Below are 26,053 nucleotides of genomic sequence, written 5' to 3' on the forward strand. Positions count from 1 at the left end.
TTTATAATTCTTTTATATTTTCTTGAATGTGATTTAACATATTTAAAAGATTATCGCGTTCTTCCTCACTTAATCCTTTAAATGCAGATGCTGCAAAACGTTCTTTTTCCTCTTGAAATGCTTGAATTTTATTTCGTCCCTCTTCAGTAAGAGAAACTAACGTAATTCTGTTATCATCTGGATTTTTACGTCTTACAATCATTTCATTGGCCTCAAGCTGCTTTAAATGCCTTGTTATCGCAGCATTATCAATATTCACTTCTTGCTGAAGTGCTTTTTGACTAATTTCACCTACTTCAAATAATTGAAGTATAAGCTCTAATCGAGACTGGCTCATACCCGTACACCCTTCAAATTTCGAACTTACTTCTTTATTTAGAAAGTGTAATTTATATAAAATAATCGCTTCTTTTGAGCATGAACTTGTCAAATTACCCCTCCTTTACAATCAAAATAAAAACATTTGATGTATCAATAGTTGATATGTCAATTAATATAATCTATATCGATTTAGAATGCAAGCATTTTGTTTTTATTTTATTTTTTCCAAATTAAGGCGCTTTGTAGCGTTACAAATAATGTTAATTGCACTATAATAATACTAATTTAAAGAACTGGAGAGTGATTGTAATGCGGCAATACACAAATAGAAATGAGGAAATGAAAATGGAAAATGAAATGAGGATATTTAAATATGACAACAATAAATATAGGGATTGTCGCGCACGTAGACGCTGGCAAGACGAGTTTGACTGAGCGTATTCTTTATGAAACAAATGTAATTAAAGAAATTGGCCGAGTTGATAGTGGTAATACACAAACTGACTCAATGGAATTAGAAAGACAACGCGGAATTACGATTAAAGCATCTGTCGTTTCTTTCTATATAAATGACTTAAAAGTAAATGTAATTGATACACCTGGACACGCTGATTTTATCGCTGAAGTGGAGCGATCCTTCCGCGTTTTAGACGGTGCGATTTTAGTTATTTCTGCCGTTGAAGGTGTGCAAGCACAAACGAAGATTTTAATGCGAACATTACAGAAACTAAACATACCAACAATATTATTCGTAAATAAAATTGATCGTAATGGCGCAAATACTGAAAAAGTTATGAAACAAATAAAAGAGATTCTTTCAAATGAAGCATTCCCCTTCTACTCTGTTCTAAACGTAGGAACGAAAGGAGCCCGGATTATTGCATACAAATCATATGACGATTGTACGGAACTGTTAGCGCCATATAATGAATCGTTACTTGCGTCATATGTAAATGATGAAATCGTACCGGACGTATTATTAAGAGAAGAACTCGAAAAACAAATACAGCAAGCAAGTGTGTACCCAATCTTTTTCGGTTCAGCCATGACAGGTATAGGTGTAACTGAACTGCTCGAAAATATTTCAACCTTATTTCCAGCTAATAAGTCGGCAGAAAACGAAACATTATCCGGTGTTGTGTTTAAAATTGAACGTGAACCTTCTGGAGAAAAGATTGCTTATGTAAGAGTTTTTTCTGGTCGTTTACACGTAAGAAAATATGTTGATATACAGCGCGGAGACGTTCTGGGGCATAAAGAAAAGGTTAAGAAAATATGTCTATTTCATAACGGGAATGTTGTTCAAGCTTCTATCGTTCCTAGCGGAGAATTTTGCAAAGTGTGGGGACTGAATGATATTAAAATTGGTGATATTATCGGTGAACGGACTCGTTATATAAAAGATATTCACTTTGCCGAACCACAAATGGAAGCGGCCATTGATGCAGTATCAAAAGAAAGAATTCATGATTTATACGCTGCACTTATGGAACTCTGTGAAGAAGATCCACTCATTAAAGTGTGGAAAGATGATGTTCATAAGGAACTATACATTCGCCTTTTCGGTGAAGTGCAAAAAGAAGTAATTGAAACCACACTTTTTGAGAAGTATAATTTGCAGGTTACTTTCTCAAATACACGAGTTGTATGTATTGAGAAACCAATTGGCATAGGGAATAGCGTTGAAGTAATGGGCGAAAAAGCGAATCCATTTTACGCAACAATTGGCTTCGAAGTGGAGCGTGGTGAACTTAATTCTGGCATAACGTATAACTTAGGTGTTGAGCTTGGATCACTTCCATTAGCATTCCATAAAGCGATTGAAGATACGGTATTTCAAACGTTAAAACAAGGTTTATATGGTTGGGAAGTTACAGATATTATCGTCACATTAACACATACCGGTTATGCTAGTCCTGTTACAACAGCAAGTGACTTTAGAAATTTAACACCACTCGTTTTAATGAATGCTTTAAAGCAAGCTGAAACACATGTATATGAGCCAATAAACGAGTTTGAATTAACTGTACCGGAGCACGCAATTAGTACCGCGATGTATAAGCTCGCTGCCGTTCCAGCAACTTTTGCAGAGCCTATATTATATAATGATTCTTACCAATTAACAGGATCATTACCTGTTGCAAAAACAGAGAATTTTAAACGAATGCTACATTCATTTACAGAAGGAGACGGCATATTTACAACGAAGCCAGCTGGTTTCACAAAGCTTATGGCTCCCTTCCCTACTCGAAAACGTGTTGATTATAATCCGCTGAACCGGAAAGATTATTTGCTTCATGTGCTGAAGGCTTATTAAAGTAAAAGAGGTGCAATTCGCACTTCTTTTTGCATGTATTGATGAGTTAGTTTTTCCTAACAACTTCTTTAAGCTTTTCTATTATATTTGCTATCGCTTCAATTGAATTCTTTGTTTCATATTCCCCAACATTTACAGAATGATTTGCATTTTTAACAACATCGATCATTAAATTCGTTTTATGTAACTGATCAATTTGAGCTGCATTGTATTGGTGATCTTTATCCCCAATAACTAAAAGCCCTTCGTGTCGACTATGTAAGATAGAATCAAAAATTGTATCAAACGTCAGTAAAGGTGTAAGTAGTATCATTTTTGACTGCGCGAATTCTTCTCTCTTCATTAAATCATTTGCAATCGGAATTGTTCCGAGTGATTTCCCTAAAAACATAGTATCGTTATATTGCTTACCTTTTAATACGCCCTTCATTATAGGATTAATATCATCCATCATTACTTTCGTTATTTCTTCCATTGTTTTATTCATTACTTGTTCGTCATAAGAATAATGAATATGTACTACATCTATTTTATTTTCGAGCATAAGCATCGTCGCATAATAAAATAACGGTTTATCGTAATTGTATCCTGAACCGGAGAACATAAAGCAAATCCTACTAGAACCTTTTTCGATATGTGTGTAACGAATTACTTTATCATCTATATGTATTTCTTTTTTAGTCCCCTTCACCCTTTTCCCCTCCGAATACATTTAATTTTGTAAAACGATATGTTCTGTATGAACTGCTATATCCTTTACTTTCTCTTTTATAAATGCAGGCTGTAAATTATATGCCTCTAACTCTTCTACCGGCACCCACTTAAAGAAATACGTTCTACCTTCTTCTTCCAAAATATATTGATCCGCTCCATTTGCAGGTAACTCATGTAGCTCTACTTCATAATAAAAACTAATTTCATGAAACTTTCGCTCAGAAAGTGTAAAGAAATTTTCTACTGACCATATTAATCTTTTCCCTTTCATAGGAACACCTAATTCTTCTGCAAGTTCTCGTTTTAACGTATCTTCACTATTTTCTAGCATTTTCACTCTTCCGCCTGGTACATACCAATAATCTTCCCCTTTGTTTTGAAGAATAAGTATTTTATTATCCTGTTTACAAATTGCTCCGACTCGGTAATTAAAACATGTTTCCTCTACTTTAAACGTAAGATCCATCCGTAACGCCCCCTTATATAAATATCGAATTATTACAAAACAATTATGTAATTACTGTACAAATAAGGTTACTAAATTTATCCACTTCATTCAATCATTTTCGAATTTTCCAAACTCTTATTTTTCATCATTACAAGTGTATATACATATGTTACAATCACATTGCACACTAGAAAACATTATGGGGGTACGGATGGAAACGTTATTAATCCAGCAAACTGAGAAATCAAATAAGTTTTGGAAAATCGTTGTGAAAGAAAAAGACTATGTTGTGTTTTACGGAAAAATCGGCACAGCTGGCAGTGTGAAAGCGAAAGAGTTTGAAACAGAAGAAGAATGTATGAAAGAAGCTAATAAACTAGTTGCTTCCAAACGTAAAAAAGGATATATAAACCCTATTCAAGGGGAAGATTACATAAAAGAAAAGACAATAACCGAAGAAGAATTTTGGGAACTACTTAATCGTGCAAAAACGAAAGGTGAGGACCAAGTAGAACAAATAGAATGGCTTACTTCCCACCTTGCTAAACGTACAGTACATGAAATTGTAGCATTTGATACGCATATGCATCGTCTTTTGAAAGACTCCTATACCTCCCGTTTATGGGCAGCAGCCTATATTATTATGGGTGGCTGTTCAGATGATACTTTCGATTACTTCCGCGGATGGTTATTATATCAAGGAAAAGAGACATACGAAGCTTGTATTGAAGATCCAGAACGATTAATTCCTGTATTAGAAAACTTGAGTGAGTATGACGTCCCAGAGATTGAAGAACTTTCTTTATATTTCGGTTTCACTGTATATGCAGAAAAAACTGGTGACGAAGATGATACTTACTTTACACTTTACCATGTCTTATCTAATGAAGAATTCGACGATGTAGATTTTGAATTTGACTGGAATGAAGACGATGAAGGAGGTTTAAAAAAGATGTTTCCTAAGCTATGGGAGATGTATGGGGAAGAACCGATTGAGTAGTAGATTAATTATTCGTGAAAAAGCGCCTTGTTTCTTTAGTAACAAGGCGCTTTTTTTGATACTATATTTAAATTATTATCTTCCCACTCTCCCACCACTCCATAAAAGTCTTTAAAGAAGGAGCAACCCACGTTCTACTATCATTTTCATGATTCCATACATATATATCATCTCTTTGCACTTTTCCATTCAAAATGGAATAGCCAAACAAATCACCATTTCCGCCATCAGCAAAAAATAATAAACAGTCAAAAGGCATGTATAAATCCTTAAAATCAACTATATTTCTCATACTCATATTTTCAGTTTTAATTTTTGAAGCAGACCATATAAAGTCACCGTATTCACCTTCTATACCATTTGTTTCCTGTAATAATTGATATAAATCATTCGGTAACTCCACATGTATACATTGTTGTATATCAGTAAGTTCCTCCTTCGTAGCCGAATTTTTTAAGCTTAAGTTTGATGAGATACTGTGAATGGTGTCTTTCCACATCACCTTTTCTCCTCCTTATGTGCAATCAAGTATATTCAAAGGACACCGCTAAATTTATTGATACCATCTTTCTAACAATTCCTTCTCCCTCTCCCCTGAAATACCTGCTTTTAATTCCCATTCGTCCACACTCTTCATCCACTCATACACATCTGTAACTGTATGTCCTAACCTTCTAAAAGTAAGTCCTTCTTTAACAGCACTTTCAATACTAATTGAAAATCCACCTTTCCACGGCTTCGTTTCACCTTCTAATGAAAAAGTTTCTGGAAGCCATAAAGGCATCTCTGTCCAAGGCTGCACTTTATGTTCATTCATAAACGATTCCTCTATCCAAACGAATTCAGCATCACTATTCGTAACTTTTTTACACGTATTTAATAGCTCTTCCATCGTCAAATCATAATTCGGACCTGTTACATTGAATGTACCTGCATTTTTGTTTTCTGCCATGTTTAGTCCCCAGTTTGCGACGTCTTTTATATCAACTATCTGTACTGGACGGTCTTTTCTTCCTGGAACTAACACTTTACCTCCTTTTGCTACACGCCCGATCCAGTATGGAAGTCGATCTGTATAATCGAACATTCCTGAAAGAAGTCCTGCTCTTACGTGTAAAACACGCCCCGGCCAATACTTCTCTGCTTCTTTTTCGCATAATACTTTCAGCGCACCATAATGCTCATAAGGAGATATTTCACCATTCTCTACAGCCTTTATTTGCTCTTCCGTTGGTTCAGGTTGTAATATATAGTCTTCTTTTATGTCATGCGGGATCCAATCTTTATATACGGAAAGGCTTGAGATGAATATATAATGTTTTATATTATTTTTTAAGACATCTCCAATATTCCGAATGTGATGCGGAGAAAACCCACACGTATCTACGATAACATCCCATTTTCGATTTTCTAAACTTGATACATCACCATTTCTGTCACCGATTAAATGTTCCACTTCTGGAAAAATTTCATTGTTTGTTCCACGATTGAATATTGTAACTTCATGCCCTCTTTTCAACGCCTCTTCTACAACAGCTCTTCCTAAAAATCGTGTACCACCTAGTATTAAAATTTTCATGGTTCTCCCCCATTCATCATTAAAAATCCTTTCTTTTGTTAAACGATTTTTTGCTCTTAAAAGTTACGGGTGGAATGCAGATTTTCACTATAATCTTAGTTCTATAAAATAAAAAGTAATTATTAGCGCTCATTCTTTACCTTTACACAATCTCCCCATCAATTAACTCAATAATTCTATTACACTTATTCGCTACCTCAATATCATGCGTTACAATAATAATCGTTCGTCCTTCTTCATTCAGTTGTAATAGTAGATCCATAATTTCTTCTCCTGTTTTTCTATCTAAATTCCCTGTCGGTTCATCAGCCAAAATTATTTCTGGTTCGCCTACTAACGCTCTAGCAATTGCGACGCGCTGCTGTTGTCCACCTGATAACTCGTCCGGTGTTTTATGCATATGTTCTTTTAAACCTACTTTTTCTAAATAGAACTTCGCCTTATTTTCTCTTTCTCGTTGCTTTAACTTTCTATATGTGAGTGGTAGTGCTACATTATCCAGTACAGTATGTTCTTTTAACAATGCAAAATATTGAAAAATAAATCCAATCATTTCATTTCTTGTTTTATGAACTTTATTCGCTCTAATTTCATTTAATGGTTTTCCATTTAACGTATATTCACCCTCATTTGGCATATCAATTAACCCTATAACATTTAATAGCGTACTTTTCCCCGACCCTGATCGACCCATTATCGCTATAATTTCGCCCTTATTTATCGTTAAGTTTATACCATTTAACGCGAACGTATTATGGTTCTTGTTACTATACACCTTCTTAATGTCTTTCAATTCAATTAAACTCATTATTCCATCCCACCTATTAATGTTTTCGGTTCAAGTTTTCTAATAAACAAGAAGACAATGAGATTTGAAATAATGATGATCACTAATAAGAATAGGAATACAAATAATAAAATAGGCATATTTAAATTTATTTCGCGTACAGATGCCATATCAAAGTCCTTCGAAACTTGCAGATGATCCTCATATCTCCATAAAAAGTAAACTATCGATAAAAACTTACCAACTATCGCAATACATATGTTTTCTAATACAATTTGAATGAACATCCCAAACTTACTTTCTCCAAGGACCATCTTAATACCAAATTCCCTCTTTCTCATCATGATGGAAACAATTGTCGTTACGACAATTCCCGCTATTATAAATAAAATAAATAGACTTCCTACTATAAGATCGATATTTTCCGTATCCATACTACTAGTAACGGCTTCATTTATTTCTTCTCCTAAATTTTTCAAGTACAACGTAACGTCGCTTCCCTTCAGTTGAATCATTTCTTGTAGTTTGTTTACATCTGCGTCTCTTTTTAAATTCATAATTGTACTTTGATGTAATCTTGAAAACATTATTTCATAATGTTCATATCTATCAATTGGCATGGGTGATAGCATAGCCTTATCTAATTTCTGGTATATATTCGCTCCGTTACCATTTATAATGAATTTATTTCCCGGCAAAAATCCAATAATCGTATATTGATTATTGATTGTATCCCCTATTTGAAAATATTTCTTAAAGTAAGGACCTAGTAAAACATTCGTTTTCTCTTCACTATTTTTTTGGAAGTCTTGATAAGAAAAGCCTGTTCCAGCTTTTATAGGTATATTCAGTAATTTATAATAATTTTCATCTATTGTAATTATAAGAATAGTAGGGTTTTTATCGCGAAAAGTTTTATTTTTCAATTCTTCTAACATAATTTCTTGGAGCAGTCGATTGCTTGATTCTAGTTCGATTATGCTCTCTTCGTATGTACCATACGAAATCACATCTTTATTTTGCTGCATTTTTTTATAAACTTCTTCGATTTGCCCTTTATTAAATTGATCTGCCTTCAACCTATCAGTAGTCATCTCATCATAAGTGATAAAATATGTACTTTCTAAATCTAGCAACGAGTTGGAACTGTTTCCAAGATAGTGAAAATTACAAAGCATATTAATGGAAAGGGTTATTGCCGCTAATCCAAACGTGAATTGTATTAAGAGAAATATGGAAATGAGCAATCTATTTTTCAAAGCCATAAGAGCACTTTTTAGTCTCATCTTATTTACTCCTTTAACGCTTTAGCAGGTTCAATTTTAAGTATTTTGAAAAATGGTATTACAGCGGTGATGAACGAAATAAACAAGGAAATTACTACACTCATCACAACTTTGAAAACATCTATATGAATAGTAAAACCCATTACATATACTATACTTTTATTCATTGTACTTAAAATCCACTGCATACATATCGCACAAATGACTGCAACGATTGCGCATATGAATAATTGGCTAAATATAAATACAAATAAATTCAAATTGCTTGCTCCCAACGTTTTCCTTAAGGAAATACTCTTCTTCTTCGTGTAAATCCAAAAATAACTCGCAATTATACAGTTCATTACAGCAATAAAAAGTAGACTGTACGGAAGAGTAAGTTGTGCTCTCATAGCTTTATTCGAGCTTTTTTCGTTCTCATAATTCTCTTTTTCATTTATCACTTTCGCATTTGTATCAGTTCTATTTTGCTTAACATACCGAATAAATGTATCTATTTCTTGTTTAGGATTTTCGTTAGACCTTACTATCATTTCAAATGTATTTTCATTTTGCATACGTCGCTTTATCTCATCAGGCATGTCACTTAAGCCGACAAAAACATTGTAGTCATATGCGTATCCGGTATTCGCAGCGCTCACGCCTTTAACTCTATATTCTCTACTAAACAGTTTTATTGTTTCAGATTCTTTATAAATTCTCTTTCCGACAATTACACTATTTTCTTCCCCATCTTCCATATGAGAACCCTTTATTAAAGGCGGAGACCAATTTTTATTTATAAGACCAACCATCGTTACTTCACCTATGCCTGGCAGTTTGGTTCTCATATCATTTGTAATAACACTTGAATTCTTAAAACTAGTTTCTGTTATCGCTTGGATTGCTTTAAAATCCAATTCCCCAAAACTAGTAAGCTGAATAGCATAGTAATATTTAAAATAACCATTTTTATACTCATAAAATTTTTCATCGTAATAATCTCGAATCGACATCGCTATAAGTATGGGCAGAATTGTTAAAGTAAATCCAATAAATAACATAATGAATATTTTTATGTTCACTGCTATTTCTTTTAATATTAGATTCATATACCCTCCAAACGTCAAAAAGATAAATATCCTTTTTGACAAATTCCATATAAACGCTGTACTTATCAAAAAAACTTAAAATATTATTCTGTTTCCTTAAGCCATCAAGAAATGCACATTAGCTTTTAATTCGTTTTTCATACACACTTCATCCCCTTTCTTTAAAAGATTTTTAGTATGCGGCTTCATTATACATAGAAAAATAAAGGTTAAAATCAAGCCTTCGAAATCTTAACATTTTTTTACGCTATATTTATTTTCCAGTTAACTTAATGACATTAAGTTATTTTCCCATCTCCCTTTCTATGTAAAATGCCATATATAAAGGCGGTATGAGATCTCATACCGCCTTTATATCTTAAATTTAATTGTTTTGTAAGTAAGGAAGAATATATTTCACAATCAATTCCCATCTATCCCGTGCATTCGGTATAATTTCAGAAGCAATTACTACAACCAAATCCTGCTTCGGAATACAACAAATCATATTCCCACCATCACCCATAGCACAGTATGAAAAGATTCCATCTTCTTCTCGTAACCACCATAAGTAACCATATTGATTTGAATTCATCGCTATTGATTCTATTATCCATGATTTTGATAGTATTTGTTTTCCATTATGAATACCTTCATTCAAATACATCTGTGCAAACTTCGCCATATCCCTAACCGTTAACGTTAGTCCCCAACCGCCTGTTGAAATACCATTTGGATCGTGAACCCATCCTTTCACATCTTTTCCGAATAGGTCATCAAATCCAAATGCTTTCATATTATAGTTTGGAATTTCTCTCATATCGAGTGGTTGAAATAAGTATTTGTTTGCAAATTCACGAGCACTTTTTCCTGTTGTGCTCGTAATAATTGCTGATAGTAAATGAGCTCCTGCAGATGAGTATTTAAAAGATCCGATTTCTCCGCCGTTCCCCATTCTATTAAGTGTATACTGTACCCAATCCTCTTGTGTACATAGTTCTTCTAACGGTTCCTGCCAATCCGTAAAAGGATATGGTGCTGTCATTGTAAGGAGGTGTCGCACTGTTATGTCAGATGCCTTAAGTGTATATTCAGGGAAAAACTCTATTACTTTTTGATCAACGCTTTTTATATAGCCCTTATCTATACATATCCCAATTAACGCAGAGATTATCGTTTTTGTAACTGACGCTACATGAAACGCATTATCTGGACTGTAACCATTATAATAATTTTCAAAAACAACATTATCTTTCTGCACTACTAACATACCATTAATATTTTTGTATTCTTCTTTTATAATACAGTCTAGCTTTTCAGCAGTTTGCATTGTTCTTCCCCCTTAATCAACGATTAAAAAGGTTCGATAGGTACATATATATCAACTATATGTTTCTTTTCCGGGTGCTGCCTTGGGTCATTTTTATACATTTCAAAAGGATATGAATCTCTCGGTTTATATCCGCTATTTGGAAGCCACTCACCGTATAAGAAATCCCATGCTCCTTTATATTCATCTTGGAATATTTCAAAATGACCTACCGCATACTTTCCAGAAGGTATAACCATTATTCCAATGTCGTTCGTTTCTACTGCGGACTCATTCGGAATTGTTATGCATAAACTAGTTCTTAAATGATTGTCCTCAGTAAATTCATGATGATCGTGGTAAATGGTTAATACTTTCGTATCCTCAAATACATAATAGTTTTCCACCGCTGCGTAATGAAATAATTTCTCTATCATTTTTGGAAAAGCTATCGTTAACTCTTCATATGTACCGATATGTCTTTTGTATGCGACGTTTATATTATCCGCTGTTACAATTTCAACATTTCCTCGAACCTTCTTACACTCATTGTATTGAGAAGTTTCGCTTACGTCTTTGCAATTCTTGCTATTGTCATTTCGATATTGAGACGGACTTACACCGTAATAATTTTTAAATGTTCGGGAGAAAACTGCTGAATCTGTAAACCCGAAGTGATACGCAATATGTGTAATCGTCATATCTGTGCGATATGTAAGTAGATTTGTTGCCCTTTCTAACTTCAATCGGTTTACATACCGTGATAATGGCTCGTCTACTATCCCCTTGAAAATCCGATGAAAATGAAACTTTGAAAATCCTGCTATATCCGCTAGCTCTTCAATGGATAGTGAATCATTTATGTGTGATTCTATATAATCTTGCACTTTATAAATGCGTCGTAAGTATTCATTTCTACTTTGTTTACTCTCCATATTTTTATCTCCTCACAACAAAAAGGCTACCGTTAAGCTAGCCTACTTTTACACATTTTTCAAAAACAAAACTCTACTACCGCCGTTCCCATCATAATTTGTATGTACCGATACACCCTCTACCTCATCATCCCCGGCCTCAATTCGAAAACCGATTTCTTGATGAAACTGTATCGACTTTTTGTTAATTGGTGACGTAATTGCTTTTACAACTTTACGATTATTTGCACGAGCGATATCAAAGAAATAAGAATACAATGTCGATGCGATTCCTCTTCTTCTATACTTCGGATTGACACCGATAAAATGAACATATGCTTCATCTTTATATGTTTGTGAAAAGAATCCACATAAGAAACCTAACGTTTCGCCATCTTCTTCAATGATAAAACTCGTTTCTTGAAAATGAACGAAGAACAGTTTTGGCAACATAGCAGCCATATCTCTACCGCCCCACCAATCATTTAAAACAGAATGAATCTTTACATAATCTTCCCCTTGGATGTTTCTTACTTGCATATGTTTCTCCCTTTCACTCACTTCATTTTTTCATAAATTTTAATAACCGTTTCTACTAAAAGGATGAATACCCATATTCCACAAAATACAAGAACAGACTGAAATATCGATCCAATTATCATAACACCAACTGCACCTGTTATTGAAAAAGATATTCCACCAAGCCCTGGATCCTGTATAAATGCTCCAGCAGAAAAAGCGGTTATAATTGATACTATTAAATAAATAACACTCATTATTTTTAATATTTTTATAGAAAGATACGAAGTTTGTTCTTTCTCCACTTGTGATAATTCGATTTCCCCGCTCGCAATTCCTTTTTGCAAACAGTCCTCACATAAAAATTCTTCCTTAATTTTTTTACCCCCATGTATTGTACCCGTTATCTCTTTACACCTTGAACATTTTCGATTTATCATGTTGTTACCACTCCAATCTATTAAGATTATACTTATATCATTCTGCATTTACCTTAATATCCCTTTTATGTATTTTATAGAGAAAGGTCGTGTTTTATGATTTCAAAACTTACGTTTGGCTCGAAAAAGCGTACCGTTCATTATGTATTAAGACCTAGTTGTTATGCAGTTATTTTCCATTCATCTTCTTCAATGATTGCTGTTATCCAAAAAGGAGACCGTTATTTTTTACCTGGTGGTGGTATGGAAGGTACCGAAACAAAAGATGAATGCTTACATCGTGAACTACTAGAGGAATTAGGATGGGCAATTGAAATTGATCAGTATATCGGTAATGCGGCACGATATTTTTATGCAGAGAAAGAAGATACATATTATTTAAACGATGGGTTCTTTTATATTGCGAACATGGTGCAGAAACAAACTGAAAACTGTGGGGAGGATCATGTTTTACGATGGATGTCTCCATTACTTGCTGTTAAGCTTCTCATTCACGATCATCAAAAATGGGCGGTTGAACAAGCACTTTTATTACGAAAACAAAAATGATCTCCTTCTATATGAAAGAGATCATTTTTACTATTAACTGACTTTTTTCAAATTGAAAGCAGGCTTTTTGATTCCGCCTTTTTTTACAACATATAAGCCGATGAAGATAATAAGTCCGCCAACGAGTTGCATCATATTAATTTGCTCTCCAATTGTAACTGCCGCAAAGATAACTGCGAACAATGGTACGAGATACATATAAACCATTACTTTCGTTGAGCCTATTTGACTAATACCGACATACCACATTGCTAGTCCGAAGATGGTCGCAAAGATGATTGAATATGCTAGTGAACCCCAGCTTGGCGTATCTACTGGCCATGTTAAAGAGTTTACGTTGAATAAACAGTATATAACAAGTGGTACAATTCCAATTAAAGTAGACCATGATGTAACTCTCATTGCGGAGTATTTTGTAATAAGAGGTTGCGCTAATATTGGATACCATCCCCACGCAATTGCTGCGACTAATCCAATTACATTTCCGAGCCACGCATATTCGTAAGTAGCTCCTCCTGTATGTCCTGTTAATAAAACAAATGCTGCACCAATAAACGCTACTATTGAACCAATTTGTACTTTCATCGAAAAACGTTCTTGTTTGTGCAATACTGCTAATATCCCTGTAAATATAGGTGACATCGCAATTAATAATGAGGCGTTCGTTGCTGAAGTATATTTCACAGATAACATAAACATCGTTTGATACATTGCCGTACCAACGATACCGACTACTACTAATCGTAACCAATCTTTTCTTTCAATACGTAATGAGCGTTCCATCATAAATGTAATAAGTAATAAGACCGGTGATGCTACTAAAAATCGTAAACTATTAAATTGAATGGATGACATATATGCCACGCCATACTTTCCTATTGTATAATTTGCTCCCCATACTAACGCTACTGATACTAGGAGCCATTCCATTTGCCATCTTTTCATCCGAATCTCCCCTTCCATATTTAGCATAGTAAAATTGGCTGGATATAGCACCGTCCAATTGGCTGTTTTTTTACCCAGCCAATTTGTTATACTTAATGTATATAAGAGATACGGAGGCGTTTGTATGGAATGGAAGCTAGATAGTGACAGTAAAATCCCTATTTATCAGCAAGTGGTTGACTTTATTGAAAAACGTATTACATATGGAGAACTTCCTCCAGGAAGCTTCCTCCCTTCAGAACGGAAATTAGCTACGCAGTTAAATGTAAACAGAAGTACAGTAACGACTGCTTATAATGAACTTCGTGCTATGGGAATTGTAGAAAGTACGACTGGTAAAGGTACACGTGTGAGTACACATATGTGGGGCGTTTCTCCAACATTAACGCCGAACTGGAGAAATTTCGTAGAAGGTGGTACTTTTTTACCAAACTTACCACTACTTCGCCATATTCGGGCAGAAGTACAACAAAATGAAAATATTATAGATTTCGCTAATGGAGAACTCGGTTGTAATCTTTATCCTCACGATCAACTACAAACGATTTTACGTGAACAACCGTTAACGCATTCATTAAGTTACGATCATCCGCAAGGCTATCTCCCGCTAAGACAAGCGGTCGTAAAATATATGAAAGAATATTTAAAAGTTGAGGCGACTGAACAATCCATTATGATTACATCCGGCGCTCAACAAGCACTGCACCTTATCGTGCAATGTTTATTAAATCCAGGTGATGCTGTTGCTTTCGAAAGTCCTTCACACTGTTATTCCCTGCCGTTATTCCAATCAGCAGGTATTCGTATTTTCCCATTACCTGTCGATGAACACGGCATTAATCCAGACGATGTACAAGAGCTATACAGAAAGCACCGCATTAAAATGATTTTTTTAAATCCAAATTTCCAAAACCCTACGGGGACGATGCTTCATCCAAACCGTAGAAAAAAACTATTATCACTTTGCGCAGATTTACGAATTGCAATCGTTGAAGATGATCCATCTAGTTTGCTGACGCTAGAAAAGAAACAACCTTGTCCTACTTTGAAATCAATAGATGAAAATGGAACTGTCATTTATGTACATTCTTTATCAAAAATGATTGCACCAGGTTTACGAGTCGGTTGGCTTGTCGCCCCGCAGTCTGTCGTAGAGCGATTATCAGATGCACGGCACCAAATGGAATTAGGAATGAGTATTTTCCCGCAGTGGCTTATGCAACAATTTTTTGAAACTGTACCATTTCAGTCTCATATCGTACCGTTACGAAAACAACTAGCAGAAAAAAGAGACGTTATCGTTCGTGCCCTAAACGAGCAACTTCATGATAAAATCTCTTTTTCAAACCCTACTGGTGGTATATACATTTGGGGGAAATTAAAAGAACCTATAAACGAAAAACAAATCATTATGCAAAGTTTAAAACAAGAAATTGCTTTTATGCCAGGTAGTATTTTCGGTGCGAAAGATGGTTATATACGTTTATCTTATGGAAAAGTGGATATTGATCAAATTGAGGAAGGTATTTCTCGTTTACGCGAGGCTATTTTGGTATGTGAAAATAACTTTAAATAAAGCTTTCTCGTTTGACAAAACCTAAATCTACCATTATTATCAACTCGAACCTATTTATAGGAGTGATAAAATGAAGATTTACGTTGATGCAGATGCTTGTCCTGTAAAAGATGTAATTATTTTTGAGGCTACGAATGTGGAAATTCCTGTTACCCTCGTTACTAGCTTTTCACATTATTCTAATGCAGAGCAGCCAAAAGGTGTCGAAACAATTTATGTTGATTCTGGAGCAGATGCTGCGGATTACCGGATTATGCAGTTAGCAAAAAAAGAAGATTTAATCGTAACGCAAGATTACGGTCTTGCTTCACTCGCTTTAGCAAAAGGCTGTATCGTACTACACCATAAAGGCTATAAGTATACGAATGACAACATTGAACAATTGTTACAAACACGGTATTTAAGTGCAATGGTTCGAAAAAGCGGTAAGCGTACAAAGGGACCGAAACCATTTACAGCAGAAGATAAAGAGAAATTTAGAGCGCTCTTTAAAAGTATGATCGCTCATTAAAGATGAACCTTCTTTTCGCAAGGAAAACTTCGCAACACAAAGAAGAGAATATCCAAATGAACATTCTCTTCTTGAGGTTTACCCGTTTAAAATGAAGGTAAATTATCTAAGTTATTTTCCTTTATTCCATCAGGTTCACTACGTATAATATCTCTGCCATACTTATGAAATACGTCTACATGAGCTAACTTCCCTGATTTTGCTTCTTCAAGGGCAGTCATATAATCTAACTCTCTCCCGCTACTTGTTTTAAACGCAATTAAATCACCATCATCATTTTTACGAACAGCAACAATTTGTTCTGCTCCTGAATTAACTTCATGGTCTACTTCAAATTGAGCTTGTTCTTCTCCTTGATGTAAGTAATCATTATAAACTTTTTCAAAGTCTTTATTGTCCATAACATTCACCTCCAACACATTTTTTAGTATGGTTGGGAGGTGTTGGTTTTATGTACCTTTTTATTAACTTAACAAGACTTTACTACTCCAAATATATAATGCAAATCATAATTTTATCCTAATATAAATTTATTTTATAAACCCTCTACTTATTAATTTAAGGTAAATTTAAGTGTTAATATTTTCCTAACAACCTTATAATTTAATATATCGAAACAAAATTTGAAATGGGGAATGGTTAAGATGAATATAGATTTTAATCGTTTAACTAATATTTGTTTAGAGTTTCAACAATCTAGATTTTATGTTACTAGAATTCCTAAAGATTTCTTATCAATTGCTCAAAAACGTTTTTCTATACCAACGGAAGATCAAATTGTCGCTTTTTTAAGTTGTAATTTATTAGGATCAGGCAAGTATGGTGTTTACTTTACGAGTTCGGGTTTATACTGGAAAAATTGGTTATTAGGTAAAGGAAATTTGAAATGGGAACAATTAAATAAAGTGCAACAAATTGAAATTGATAAAGATGGTTTCTTATCTTTTGATGCACAAAAAAGTTTCAATATTAACGGGAGTGACTATCCCCCACTATTATTTAAAGAATTGCTAATAGCTCTTACGAATTCATTCCAAAATTCAAAACAACAGGATATACATCCAATTATAAAAATGGATGAGATAAAATCTATTTGCTCTTTATTTGAAACGCACAATGAATTATTAGAACCTGATAATGGATTATTTGTAGACACTCATATTTCAGAAAAAAAGTTAAAAGCAATTGAGGCACGATTTATCATTCCAAAAGAAGAACAGATCATCGCTTTTTTAGATACATCTGTTCTTGGGAATATGGGGAAAGGATCGGATGGGGTATTAATTTGTCAATCAGGTATATATTTTAGAGAAGCTTTTGTACACTTATATTTCCCATGGCATGTTTTTAAAAACATCCCTATTACTTTAACTTCGGATGAATTTGAAATTGGGAAAGGAAATATATTTCATCTTCTACATGCTAGAATGCCTAGTCAAGATATTCTATTATTCATCAAGAATTTAAAACAGTACGTGAATAGTTTATATGAAGAACAACCACAATTACATATTTAATACACTCGTGTATAGTTAAGTCTAAAATTTCAATTCAACTAAAAAACCGATTATTTTTGTAGAGGGCCTACAAGTATAATCGGTTTTTTACTCTTATTCTTTTCTTATATTCCTATTTTTAATACCTACGCAACCCTTTCAAAGTCTCCAATATATCCTCTGTAAAGGCTGTACTACCCTCTGTCTCTAAAACTCTAAAATATAAACTTCTTAAGAAAGCTCTAATATTTTGTACTAAAATATCATATTGAGGATGCGGGATGTCTTCAACAATTGCTATACTATGTAACCAGTTGCTCCACTCTTCTTCAGTTAAAAGATTTTGGTTACGTAACGACATAATTGGTGCTACTAATCTCTCATCCTCAAAGTGAATGTATACGTAGTCATGTAAGCGTACCTTCTGGCGAACAGCAGCTAGTATTGCATATGAGAACTCACGATTTTGGATTGTACGTGCTAAAGCATCGAGCGCATCTGCTGCATGTGCAGTAGAGTGTGCCCAGCCTTTTCCTTCTACGTAGCCTCTTACATCTTCTTCTAAATATACATATTCCAGCACTTGTTCTGCCACACTGTACAGTTGTTCTTCAGATAACAATGGTTCTCTTTCATGAACAGATAAAATAAGTGGTGGAATTAATACAGAAAATGCACGTTTAAAGACAGAATCTGTTCCCTTTTCACCAATTTTATAAAATAAATAATCAGGGCTAATTGCTTGCAGCATTAATCCTCGTAATTCTTTTTGTCTAAACACATCATTTGTAATCCATTTGTGAAGCGTACTATAAATTAAATCATCGCGTAATTCAGCATCAGTTGACCCGATATAATCTAACATCCACTGTGCATATGGATAAGCATCTACGTCTTCTGGTACAGCATAATTATTATTTTTAATTTGTAGTAGTTCTTCTTTTAGTTCTAGTACTTCATTCATTATATTTCTTGTCCCCTTTTTGCGTTTTTTATTGTCTTATCCCCTTTTATTTGCTTCATAAAATTAATTTAATTATAACAATAAACAAAAGGCTATACATATATTTCTGATTATGTAATACGCTCATTCATGAAATATAACTTCTGGATTTCCTAAATCACTATTCTGAAATACAACATCCGCACAACTTTTCGGATTATGCTCATCTATATACATCTTACAGGCCGCATGATATCTGTTTAAAAACATTTTCTCAGCTTCTTCATAACTTCCAAAAGCCTCAGTCTCGCGCTTTGCACCACGTTTTCTCGCAATCTCAAAATCTGTATCTACAAAGATTTTGTAATCAAATAAATACTCAACGTCTTTTTTCAATAGAAATGTTCCATCTACTATGAGTACCATATTGGGTTGAGCCATTAACGGCTCATTATGTACAGGAATATCCGTTTTTAAATTATGAGAGATCGTTTCATACTGTAAATTCCCATTAGGTCCTAAAGGTTTTAATAACCTTTCTTTGAAAGCTGTATAATCGTGTGCATCTTCATAATACCCTCTTGCAGATTCTTTACCTTGTGTATAACGAATCACTTTTAAGTTATGAAAATCGTCAATGCTAGCGCACGTTACTGGTAACCCTCGTTTTTTTATTTCTTCCGCTAATTCGTTTGCAAATGTTGTTTTTCCTGATGCTGTAATACCGCTTACTCCAACTCTTGTTGGGTGCGTTAAATTTAACATTAAAATATGATTAGCAATTTCTTTTATACATTGTTTTCGGTTCATGATATTTCTCCCTTCATTTAGTTTACATAACAAAATTATAATTAACTTTTATGTCACTATTTGTCGGTAAGTCGATATCCTTTGTCGAATCGTTGATATATTGAAAAAATCGTTGATATATTTTAAGTTATGATAGATATATTTGAAAAATCGTTGATATATTATGATTGGCTTACTTCCCCTTAAACCCTCGATATAAAGCAGTCCGTAACTCTTGTTTGTATTCTTCAATTTCTGGCATATCGAGCTCTTCTGCCAGCCTGATAGCTAATTCAATATCATACGGTACTCGTACGAGTTGAATAGAAAAGCTCGCTGCTTCTTTTTCATTGTAAGTTCCTTCAAATATTAAATAGGAAGCTTGTGTTATTTCAAGTGGGTTTCCTACGCTACCGGCATTACATAACGTTTTCCCTCTGAAATTTTGAACGAACGCTTGGTGAACGTCACCGTAACAAACGACATCTGGTTTTCTTTCCCCTTCTATATTCTCTGTGAGCTCACTATTTTCGAACATACTAATACGCTCTTCTCTTGAGGCATGTGGTTGAATTCTTTCATATAAACTTCTCGGTGAAGCGTGGAACATACGGATCAGTTTGCCGCTCATAAAAAATTCGATTGAAAATGGTAAGCTTCTTAAATAGTCATTTTGTTCTTCCGATAATTGTTTTTGATGCCATTTTAACGTTTCAAATTCAGTCGGTTTTGTAATGAAATCATCCCAGTTCCCCATTACAACTCCTTCACATTCTTTACGAATGATTTCAATCACTTCGCTAGAATGAGGACCTTTTCCGACTAAATCTCCAAGACACACGACGCGCTCGATTCCTCTTAATTTAATATCTTGCAGTACAGATTCTAATGCTGGAATATTACCATGTATATCTGAAATTACCGCTATTTTATCCAAATGAATCCCTCCATTACTTATAGTTTATTATATCCTCATGTTGTGATTGATACCATTTTGGAATATAGGATGAAAAATGATTATGATCTTCTAAAATTCCGTTCAATCTTTCCTTCATATCATTTACTAAATGTGGCGTGCTTCGGTTTGTCCATACGATATCAGCTGGGAATGTCATTGCTGCATATAATGAGTACAGTTTCCAAAAATGAAGCGACGGTTCGCCTCCGCAATATCCGTGAACTTGTCCAACCGCAAATGGTTTACTTATTCTTGTAGTAAAAATCGCTACGTTATAAAAATCATGTATTGGATCACCAAAATCATATCCACCAAAATCGATAACGATAAACTCCTTATTATGAATCATACTATTTGCTGGATGGAAGTCATCGTGTAAAAAGGTAATAGGGCGATTTTTCAATAATTGTTTATGCTCCCCTACAAATCTTAATACTGGCTTCAAATCAAGGAAGTCTATTTCATAATTTGCTAACGCTTCTACGTATCTTTCGTATTTATTCCATCGAACTGTTTCCCATTTATTACTTGCACTTTCTCTTTCAATTGAGTGAATCCTCTTTAGTACTTCTCCTGCTTTTCTTCCTGCATGGTACTGTTCTTCCACGGATAGCTTCCCTAAACCTTCTTCACCATTTATACCTTGGATCCATTCAAATACTTGAACACATTTATTTATTTGTTCAAGTTTTATAAAATGAATTAACTTAGGCGTTGGAATATGTAATGACTCTAATTGTTTCATATACATATATTCTTCTTGTTTACGTTCAAAATGAACAGCATCACATACTTTCACAAAATATGTTACTCTGTTTTCTAATTCTATTTTATATTTCTCTTCATGTGAAAAACCTTTTGAAATAACTGTACACTTTACAATACGAGGCCATTCTAGTTTACTCTCTATCTCTCTAAGCATTTCCTTCACAACGTTCACCTCTATCAATATATGTACAAACTATGTAACACTTCATGCTCTCGTTTATTTTCACCTTTAAACTCCACTGCAAAAGGATTTTCGCCATTCTTATTCAGATGTTCTAGCACTAGCCCTTCTCCAATCGGCTCACAAAACTGCACATGAATATCTCCAAATACTACACTTTGACACTCGGCATTCCATTTTTCACTTTTCACAACTGAGCTTGTAGATAGCCCCATTACTTCTTTCCATTTCCGCACCGTTTCTCGAACGTTTTTCACTGCATAATGGATCGTTTCAATTTGTTGTACTTTATTTTTATGTTCCGTGATTGTTCCAATGTTACGTAAATCATTTCTTCTTTCTTCGTCCGTTTCATTCCATTGTATAAAGAAAGGTAATTTCGGTCCGTTCTCTTCTTGCTTTACAAATAACATTTTCCATTCTAAAAGGCGACCATCTTTTCTCATACGTTTCCCTTCAAATGGTCCTATCGTATGTAAACCGTGCTTACTAAACTTTACTGCTAGGTCTTCAATTGCATCTGTTCGAATTGCGATTTGCAGCATTCCTTCTCCGTCTTGTAATTTCACTACTGTTTCTTGTACTAATGGATTGTCTGCTTCTTTCGCTTTTTCTTCATGCTGCACTGCTAAAAATTCGATATATGATAAATCAAAATAACATAAACTATTCCAAGTACCCCAAGTAATATGCTCTCCACCTATTGCAGTATAAAATCCGTGCGCCTGCATTTGTTTTGCCGCTTCTTCCGGTGTACAATGTACGGCGTGTACTAGATGATCAAATCGCAACATGTCCTTCTCCCCTTTCTCTCCATCCTTTTATTGTATATTTTATTTTTCTTTCATTCAATTCAAAAAACTTTAAAACCCAGTTGATTTATACGATTAATATGTATTATAATGAAACAAATTTAATTATTGCTGATTGGAAAAACCAAAGGCACTTTTCTCATACGGGAAAAGTGCCTTTTTCATTTATTATTACAGGGGGATTATTTATGCAGAAATTAATTGTCTTTGCTATTATCGGATTTTTCGCTCAATTGATTGATGGGGCACTTGGAATGGCGTATGGGGTAACATCTACCTCACTATTATTAATGTTTGGTATCGCACCGGCTGTAGCTTCCGCTTCTGTTCATTTAGCTGAAGTCGTTACAACCGCCGCTTCCGGTGCATCTCATATCAAATTTGGAAACGTTGATAAATATACAGTTTCCAGACTTACATTACCTGGAGCAATTGGTGCATTTGTTGGGGCATGTTTTTTAAGTAATTTACCTGGCGATGTAATTAAACCGTACATTTCCGTTTTTTTATTTACTTTAGGGGTTTATATTTTATTACGATTCGTCCTTCAAAAACAAATTGTTGCTTCAAATAAGCGTATGTCTGCAAAACAACTTGTGCCGCTTGGTTTATTTGCTGGATTCGTTGATTCAACTGGTGGCGGTGGCTGGGGGCCGATTACGACACCCGTTCTTCTAGCAAGAGGAAATGAAGCTAGAAAAGTTATTGGATCTGTAGATACGAGTGAATTTCCTGTTTCACTCGCTGCAACAATTGGTTTCTTCATCTCACTTGGCTGGGAACAAGTAAGCTGGGTTTGGGTATTTGCCTTAATGCTTGGCGGTATTGTCGCAGCTCCAATTGCTGCATGGTTAGTTCGTATCGTTCCAGCACATTTACTTGGGGTATTAGTTGGTGGTCTTATTATCTTTACGAATATACGTACACTGCTGACTACATTTAAAGTGGATCCAACTATTATTTCACTTTCTTACGTGGCAGTTGGTCTTGTCGTTATTATTTCTATTTTCATTGCTGTTCGCAATCATTCCAAGCGTTCTAACGCATCGACAGCCGGATATCCGAATGATCAAAAACAAATGCTACCATAACGATAAAAATACCGCCCGATATACTTCGAGCGGTATTTTTTATTTTTCTATTTTCCAATTAATCATCGTTTCTGTAGCATTTACTCTCTTCATATGTAACTTTTCTAAAACACGAATCGAACTATAGTTATCTAGGAGTGTCTCTGCAATTATTGTTTCTACCTCTCCTGTTTTGAAAGCCCAATCGATTAGTTCTCTTACAGCTTCTGTTGCATAGCCCTGATTCCAATATTTCTCAATAAATCCATAGCCAATTTCTACTGTTTGCTTCTCGTTTGGTTTCCCTTTAAACCCAATATCACCTAAAAAGCTATCATCTTCTTTCCGAAGAACATACCACGCACCCCATGGTAATATAGCTGCATCTTGTTTTACATTCTTTACATGCCCTACAATATGCGGACCGCTATTGTATCCTTGCTCGTTAGCAATTTGAATCCTCTCTTCTGTACACGGCACTATATAGAGCCTTTCTGTTTCTAATTTCATATTGATTTCCCCTTTTCAATTAAACAATACCTCAATTTTACTAAAAATAAAAAGAATATTCATTCTATCCGTTAAATTTATACTTATTCTTTGAAACGAATTTAAGGAATAATCCTCTTTTGATAGTTATGTCGAATTATATTTTTCTGAATTTTCTTTTAATTTAGAGGGTTTTTCAATATTTTTTGCGAAACATTTGTATAACAATTTTTTCTTTGCTTATTGCTACATAATAGTAGGTTCGGGTGGAGTTTTGCAAGCGTTTCCTATACAATAACCGATATTTTTTGACTTTTCCTAACAAAATATCTTGCAATATATTCAGAAAGTCATTACAATTGCCATATATTAAAAATCTTAGCAATATATCAAATCCTCATCAATCCGATGAGGTAGAGGTTGCGACTTTTATGAGTAAAACGGACGAGACACAGAGAATGTCACCAACTCCGTTTGAAAGGAAAGGTTGCCGAAGTTTATATTTCTTCTCTGGAAATATGAGCTGGGGCTGTCTCCGAAAGGAACAGAACTGTCACGTTTACAAATTACCGTGTAAACGTGGGGTGCTATCTTAACGGAAGGGTATGATGGGGTGGTTATTTGTGAAACGTTCCGCCAAATTCCTTTGGCGGTTTTTTGTATTTTTCTCCCCCGCTCCTTCCTAACCTACAAGAAAAGGAGTGTTGAACATGAATAGCGCAACAAATCAATCTACCTCTAAAACGCAAACTACACAAGGACAAGGTGAATTAAAACGCGGATTAAAATCTCGTCACCTTACGATGATTTCTCTCGGTGGTACAATTGGTACCGGACTATTTCTTGCCAGCGGTGGTGTCATCCATACAGCTGGACCTGGTGGCGCATTAATTGCATACGCCGCAATTGGAATTATGGTTTATTTTTTAATGACAAGCTTAGCTGAACTTGCAGCTTACATGCCTGTTACTGGATCTTTTAGTACGTATGCAACAAAATTTGTTGATCCATCACTTGGCTTTGCACTTGGATGGAACTATTGGTATAACTGGGCAATTACGATTGCTGCTGAACTTGCAGCTGTAACATTAATTATGAAATTTTGGTTCCCAGATACTCCTTCTCTTATTTGGAGTGGATTATGTTTAGCTATTATTTTCCTTTTAAACTATTTATCTGTTAAAGGGTTTGGTGAATCTGAATATTGGTTCGCACTTATTAAAGTAGTTACTATTATTATCTTTTTAATTGTTGGTTTCATGATGATTTTCGGAATTATGGGCGGCGAAACTGTTGGATTTAAAAACTTCACAGTTGCAGATGCACCATTTAACGGCGGTATCATGGCAATTATCGGTGTATTTATGGCAGCTGGTTTCTCCTTCCAAGGAACTGAATTATTAGGAGTAGCTGCTGGTGAAACATCTGATCCAGAACGTAATATCCCAAAAGCAATTCGTTCAATCTTTTGGCGTATTCTTTTATTCTATATCCTTGCGATTCTCGTTATCGGTTTACTAATTCCTTATACAACTGAAAGCCTTGCTGCAAGTGATGTAACAGTAAGTCCGTTTACACTTATTTTTGAAAAAGCGGGCGTTGCCTTTGCTGCTTCTGTTATGAACGCTGTTATTTTAACTGCTGTACTATCTGCTGGTAACTCTGGTATGTATGCATCAACTCGTATGCTTTGGGACTTAGCTCGCCAAGGAAAAGCACCAAAGTTTCTTGGTAAATTAGATAGCCGCGGTGTACCTGTTAACGCATTAATCGTAACGTCAATTGTTGGTAGTATTGCTTTCATTGCTTCTTTATTCGGTGACGGTGTTGTATACATTTGGTTATTAAACGCATCTGGAATGTCTGGCTTTATCGCATGGGTCGGAATTGCAATTAGTCATTACCGTTTCCGTAAAGCATATATCGCACAAGGAAAAGATTTAAAAGACTTACCATATAGAGCAAAATGGTTCCCATTCGGTCCAATCTTCGCATTTACACTTTGTATCATCGTAATTTTAGGACAAAACTACGGCGCATTTATGGGTGAAGCAATTGATTGGAACGGTGTACTCGTTTCTTACATCGGTTTACCACTCTTCTTAGTACTATGGTTAGGTTATAAATTTACGAAAAAAACAAAAGTGATTCCACTTGATAAATGTGAACTAAAATAAAGTGAAACGAGCAAACAAATTTGTTTGCTCGTTTTTTGTTGCAAACCTCTTTCCTTTATTATTGCTCCTGTTTTTGCAATAATAA

28 protein-coding genes and 1 riboswitch are annotated in these 26,053 nt (G+C 34.6%); of the genes, 8 read left to right on the forward strand and 20 right to left on the reverse strand.

All coding sequences use genetic code 11. The features are described 5' to 3' along the window. Position 1 precedes the first annotated feature (1 nt). Positions 2-430, reverse strand: a complete 429-nt coding sequence (locus DOS87_RS16110; protein ID WP_000204162.1) for a MarR family winged helix-turn-helix transcriptional regulator — start codon at positions 428-430, stop codon at positions 2-4. A 264-nt stretch (positions 431-694) separates the two neighbouring features. Here DOS87_RS16110 and DOS87_RS16115 point away from each other — a divergent pair, with 264 nt between their 5' ends. After that, positions 695-2,638: an elongation factor G gene (locus tag DOS87_RS16115; RefSeq protein ID WP_086390623.1), complete on the forward strand. Its 1,944-nt coding sequence runs from the start codon at positions 695-697 to the stop codon at positions 2,636-2,638. 46 nt (positions 2,639-2,684) lie between these two features. Here the strand turns inward: DOS87_RS16115 and DOS87_RS16120 are convergent, their stop codons facing one another. Beyond that, positions 2,685-3,350 (reverse strand): alpha/beta hydrolase, encoded by a 666-nt coding sequence (locus tag DOS87_RS16120; protein WP_179883963.1) that lies wholly within the window; start codon positions 3,348-3,350, stop codon positions 2,685-2,687. Further along, positions 3,351-3,818, reverse strand: coding sequence for an NUDIX hydrolase (locus DOS87_RS16125; protein WP_000366247.1), 468 nt, complete (start codon positions 3,816-3,818; stop codon positions 3,351-3,353). 193 nt (positions 3,819-4,011) lie between these two features. On the opposite strand from DOS87_RS16125, the gene DOS87_RS16130 reads away from it, so the two are divergent. Beyond that, positions 4,012-4,800, forward strand: a complete 789-nt coding sequence (locus DOS87_RS16130; protein WP_098425063.1) for a DUF4240 domain-containing protein — start codon at positions 4,012-4,014, stop codon at positions 4,798-4,800. Between the two features lie 67 nt (positions 4,801-4,867). On the opposite strand, the gene DOS87_RS16135 is transcribed toward DOS87_RS16130, so the two are convergent. The 9 genes from DOS87_RS16135 to DOS87_RS16175 form a co-directional block, all read right to left on the reverse strand. Continuing rightward, the gene (locus tag DOS87_RS16135; protein WP_000265344.1) at positions 4,868-5,299 is read right to left on the reverse strand and encodes an SMI1/KNR4 family protein; all 432 of its coding nucleotides are present in this window, start codon (positions 5,297-5,299) and stop codon (positions 4,868-4,870) included. A gap of 54 nt (positions 5,300-5,353) precedes the next feature. Next, entirely contained in the window at positions 5,354-6,379 is a 1,026-nt protein-coding gene (locus DOS87_RS16140) for an SDR family oxidoreductase (RefSeq protein WP_098578188.1), read from the reverse strand. A gap of 142 nt (positions 6,380-6,521) precedes the next feature. Next, entirely contained in the window at positions 6,522-7,187 is a 666-nt protein-coding gene (locus DOS87_RS16145; RefSeq protein ID WP_000052374.1) for an ABC transporter ATP-binding protein, read from the reverse strand. Further along, the gene (locus tag DOS87_RS16150) at positions 7,187-8,452 is read right to left on the reverse strand and encodes an ABC transporter permease (RefSeq protein WP_001237490.1); all 1,266 of its coding nucleotides are present in this window, start codon (positions 8,450-8,452) and stop codon (positions 7,187-7,189) included. Before DOS87_RS16150 ends, DOS87_RS16145 begins: the two co-directional genes overlap by 1 nt. A gap of 5 nt (positions 8,453-8,457) precedes the next feature. After that, a complete protein-coding gene (locus DOS87_RS16155) occupies positions 8,458-9,543 on the reverse strand; it encodes an ABC transporter permease (RefSeq protein WP_001048976.1) in 1,086 nt (361 codons plus the stop codon). A gap of 364 nt (positions 9,544-9,907) precedes the next feature. After that, positions 9,908-10,852 (reverse strand): serine hydrolase domain-containing protein, encoded by a 945-nt coding sequence (locus tag DOS87_RS16160; RefSeq protein WP_001192445.1) that lies wholly within the window; start codon positions 10,850-10,852, stop codon positions 9,908-9,910. Positions 10,853-10,875: 23 nt separating this feature from the next. Continuing rightward, complete coding sequence (locus DOS87_RS16165; protein ID WP_000444275.1) at positions 10,876-11,766, reverse strand: AraC family transcriptional regulator; 891 nt, start codon at positions 11,764-11,766, stop codon at positions 10,876-10,878. A gap of 48 nt (positions 11,767-11,814) precedes the next feature. After that, complete coding sequence (locus DOS87_RS16170) at positions 11,815-12,285, reverse strand: GNAT family N-acetyltransferase (RefSeq protein ID WP_001198087.1); 471 nt, start codon at positions 12,283-12,285, stop codon at positions 11,815-11,817. A 17-nt stretch (positions 12,286-12,302) separates the two neighbouring features. Further along, a complete protein-coding gene (locus tag DOS87_RS16175; protein ID WP_000610481.1) occupies positions 12,303-12,704 on the reverse strand; it encodes a DUF3980 domain-containing protein in 402 nt (133 codons plus the stop codon). 96 nt (positions 12,705-12,800) lie between these two features. On the opposite strand from DOS87_RS16175, the gene DOS87_RS16180 reads away from it, so the two are divergent. Beyond that, positions 12,801-13,253 (forward strand): NUDIX hydrolase, encoded by a 453-nt coding sequence (locus tag DOS87_RS16180; protein ID WP_000624007.1) that lies wholly within the window; start codon positions 12,801-12,803, stop codon positions 13,251-13,253. A gap of 33 nt (positions 13,254-13,286) precedes the next feature. On the opposite strand, the gene DOS87_RS16185 is transcribed toward DOS87_RS16180, so the two are convergent. Next, complete coding sequence (locus tag DOS87_RS16185; protein WP_000832990.1) at positions 13,287-14,198, reverse strand: DMT family transporter; 912 nt, start codon at positions 14,196-14,198, stop codon at positions 13,287-13,289. A 124-nt stretch (positions 14,199-14,322) separates the two neighbouring features. Between DOS87_RS16185 and DOS87_RS16190 the strand changes: the two genes are divergently transcribed. Together DOS87_RS16190 and DOS87_RS16195 are read left to right on the forward strand one after the other, a co-directional pair. Beyond that, a complete protein-coding gene (locus DOS87_RS16190) occupies positions 14,323-15,774 on the forward strand; it encodes a MocR-like pyridoxine biosynthesis transcription factor PdxR (RefSeq protein WP_000454934.1) in 1,452 nt (483 codons plus the stop codon). Between the two features lie 70 nt (positions 15,775-15,844). Beyond that, a complete protein-coding gene (locus DOS87_RS16195) occupies positions 15,845-16,285 on the forward strand; it encodes a YaiI/YqxD family protein (protein ID WP_000708771.1) in 441 nt (146 codons plus the stop codon). A gap of 86 nt (positions 16,286-16,371) precedes the next feature. On the opposite strand, the gene DOS87_RS16200 is transcribed toward DOS87_RS16195, so the two are convergent. Next, entirely contained in the window at positions 16,372-16,686 is a 315-nt protein-coding gene (locus DOS87_RS16200; protein ID WP_000368862.1) for a DUF3892 domain-containing protein, read from the reverse strand. Positions 16,687-16,929: 243 nt separating this feature from the next. On the opposite strand from DOS87_RS16200, the gene DOS87_RS16205 reads away from it, so the two are divergent. After that, positions 16,930-17,802 carry a hypothetical protein gene (locus tag DOS87_RS16205; RefSeq protein WP_001017805.1) on the forward strand — a complete coding sequence of 291 codons (873 nt, stop codon included), beginning with the start codon at positions 16,930-16,932 and terminating at the stop codon, positions 17,800-17,802. 118 nt (positions 17,803-17,920) lie between these two features. Here the strand turns inward: DOS87_RS16205 and DOS87_RS16210 are convergent, their stop codons facing one another. The 5 genes from DOS87_RS16210 to DOS87_RS16230 form a co-directional block, all read right to left on the reverse strand. Further along, the gene (locus DOS87_RS16210; protein WP_001006698.1) at positions 17,921-18,745 is read right to left on the reverse strand and encodes a DUF2785 domain-containing protein; all 825 of its coding nucleotides are present in this window, start codon (positions 18,743-18,745) and stop codon (positions 17,921-17,923) included. A 123-nt stretch (positions 18,746-18,868) separates the two neighbouring features. Beyond that, a complete protein-coding gene (locus DOS87_RS16215) occupies positions 18,869-19,534 on the reverse strand; it encodes a nucleoside/nucleotide kinase family protein (protein ID WP_208730019.1) in 666 nt (221 codons plus the stop codon). Positions 19,535-19,706: 172 nt separating this feature from the next. Continuing rightward, entirely contained in the window at positions 19,707-20,450 is a 744-nt protein-coding gene (locus tag DOS87_RS16220) for a metallophosphoesterase family protein (protein ID WP_000357646.1), read from the reverse strand. A 13-nt stretch (positions 20,451-20,463) separates the two neighbouring features. After that, entirely contained in the window at positions 20,464-21,402 is a 939-nt protein-coding gene (locus DOS87_RS16225; RefSeq protein WP_000661761.1) for an aminoglycoside phosphotransferase family protein, read from the reverse strand. A 14-nt stretch (positions 21,403-21,416) separates the two neighbouring features. Beyond that, positions 21,417-22,214, reverse strand: a complete 798-nt coding sequence (locus DOS87_RS16230) for a VOC family protein (RefSeq protein ID WP_000943330.1) — start codon at positions 22,212-22,214, stop codon at positions 21,417-21,419. A 98-nt stretch (positions 22,215-22,312) separates the two neighbouring features. On the opposite strand from DOS87_RS16230, the gene DOS87_RS16235 reads away from it, so the two are divergent. Next, positions 22,313-23,323, forward strand: a complete 1,011-nt coding sequence (locus DOS87_RS16235) for a sulfite exporter TauE/SafE family protein (protein WP_002082558.1) — start codon at positions 22,313-22,315, stop codon at positions 23,321-23,323. 39 nt (positions 23,324-23,362) lie between these two features. Here DOS87_RS16235 and DOS87_RS16240 read toward each other — a convergent pair whose 3' ends face one another. Then, the gene (locus tag DOS87_RS16240) at positions 23,363-23,812 is read right to left on the reverse strand and encodes a GNAT family N-acetyltransferase (protein ID WP_000764593.1); all 450 of its coding nucleotides are present in this window, start codon (positions 23,810-23,812) and stop codon (positions 23,363-23,365) included. Between the two features lie 385 nt (positions 23,813-24,197). Next, positions 24,198-24,389, forward strand: a riboswitch (Lysine riboswitch). A 112-nt stretch (positions 24,390-24,501) separates the two neighbouring features. On the opposite strand from DOS87_RS16240, the gene DOS87_RS16245 reads away from it, so the two are divergent. Continuing rightward, on the forward strand, positions 24,502-25,968 hold the full coding sequence (locus DOS87_RS16245) for an amino acid permease (RefSeq protein WP_001083394.1): 1,467 nt from the start codon (positions 24,502-24,504) through the stop codon (positions 25,966-25,968). The last annotated feature ends 85 nt before the right edge of the window (positions 25,969-26,053 follow it).

This window comes from Bacillus sp. CR71, from assembly GCF_003429245.1.
GTDB classification, from domain to species: Bacteria; Bacillota; Bacilli; order Bacillales; family Bacillaceae_G; genus Bacillus_A; species Bacillus_A thuringiensis_S.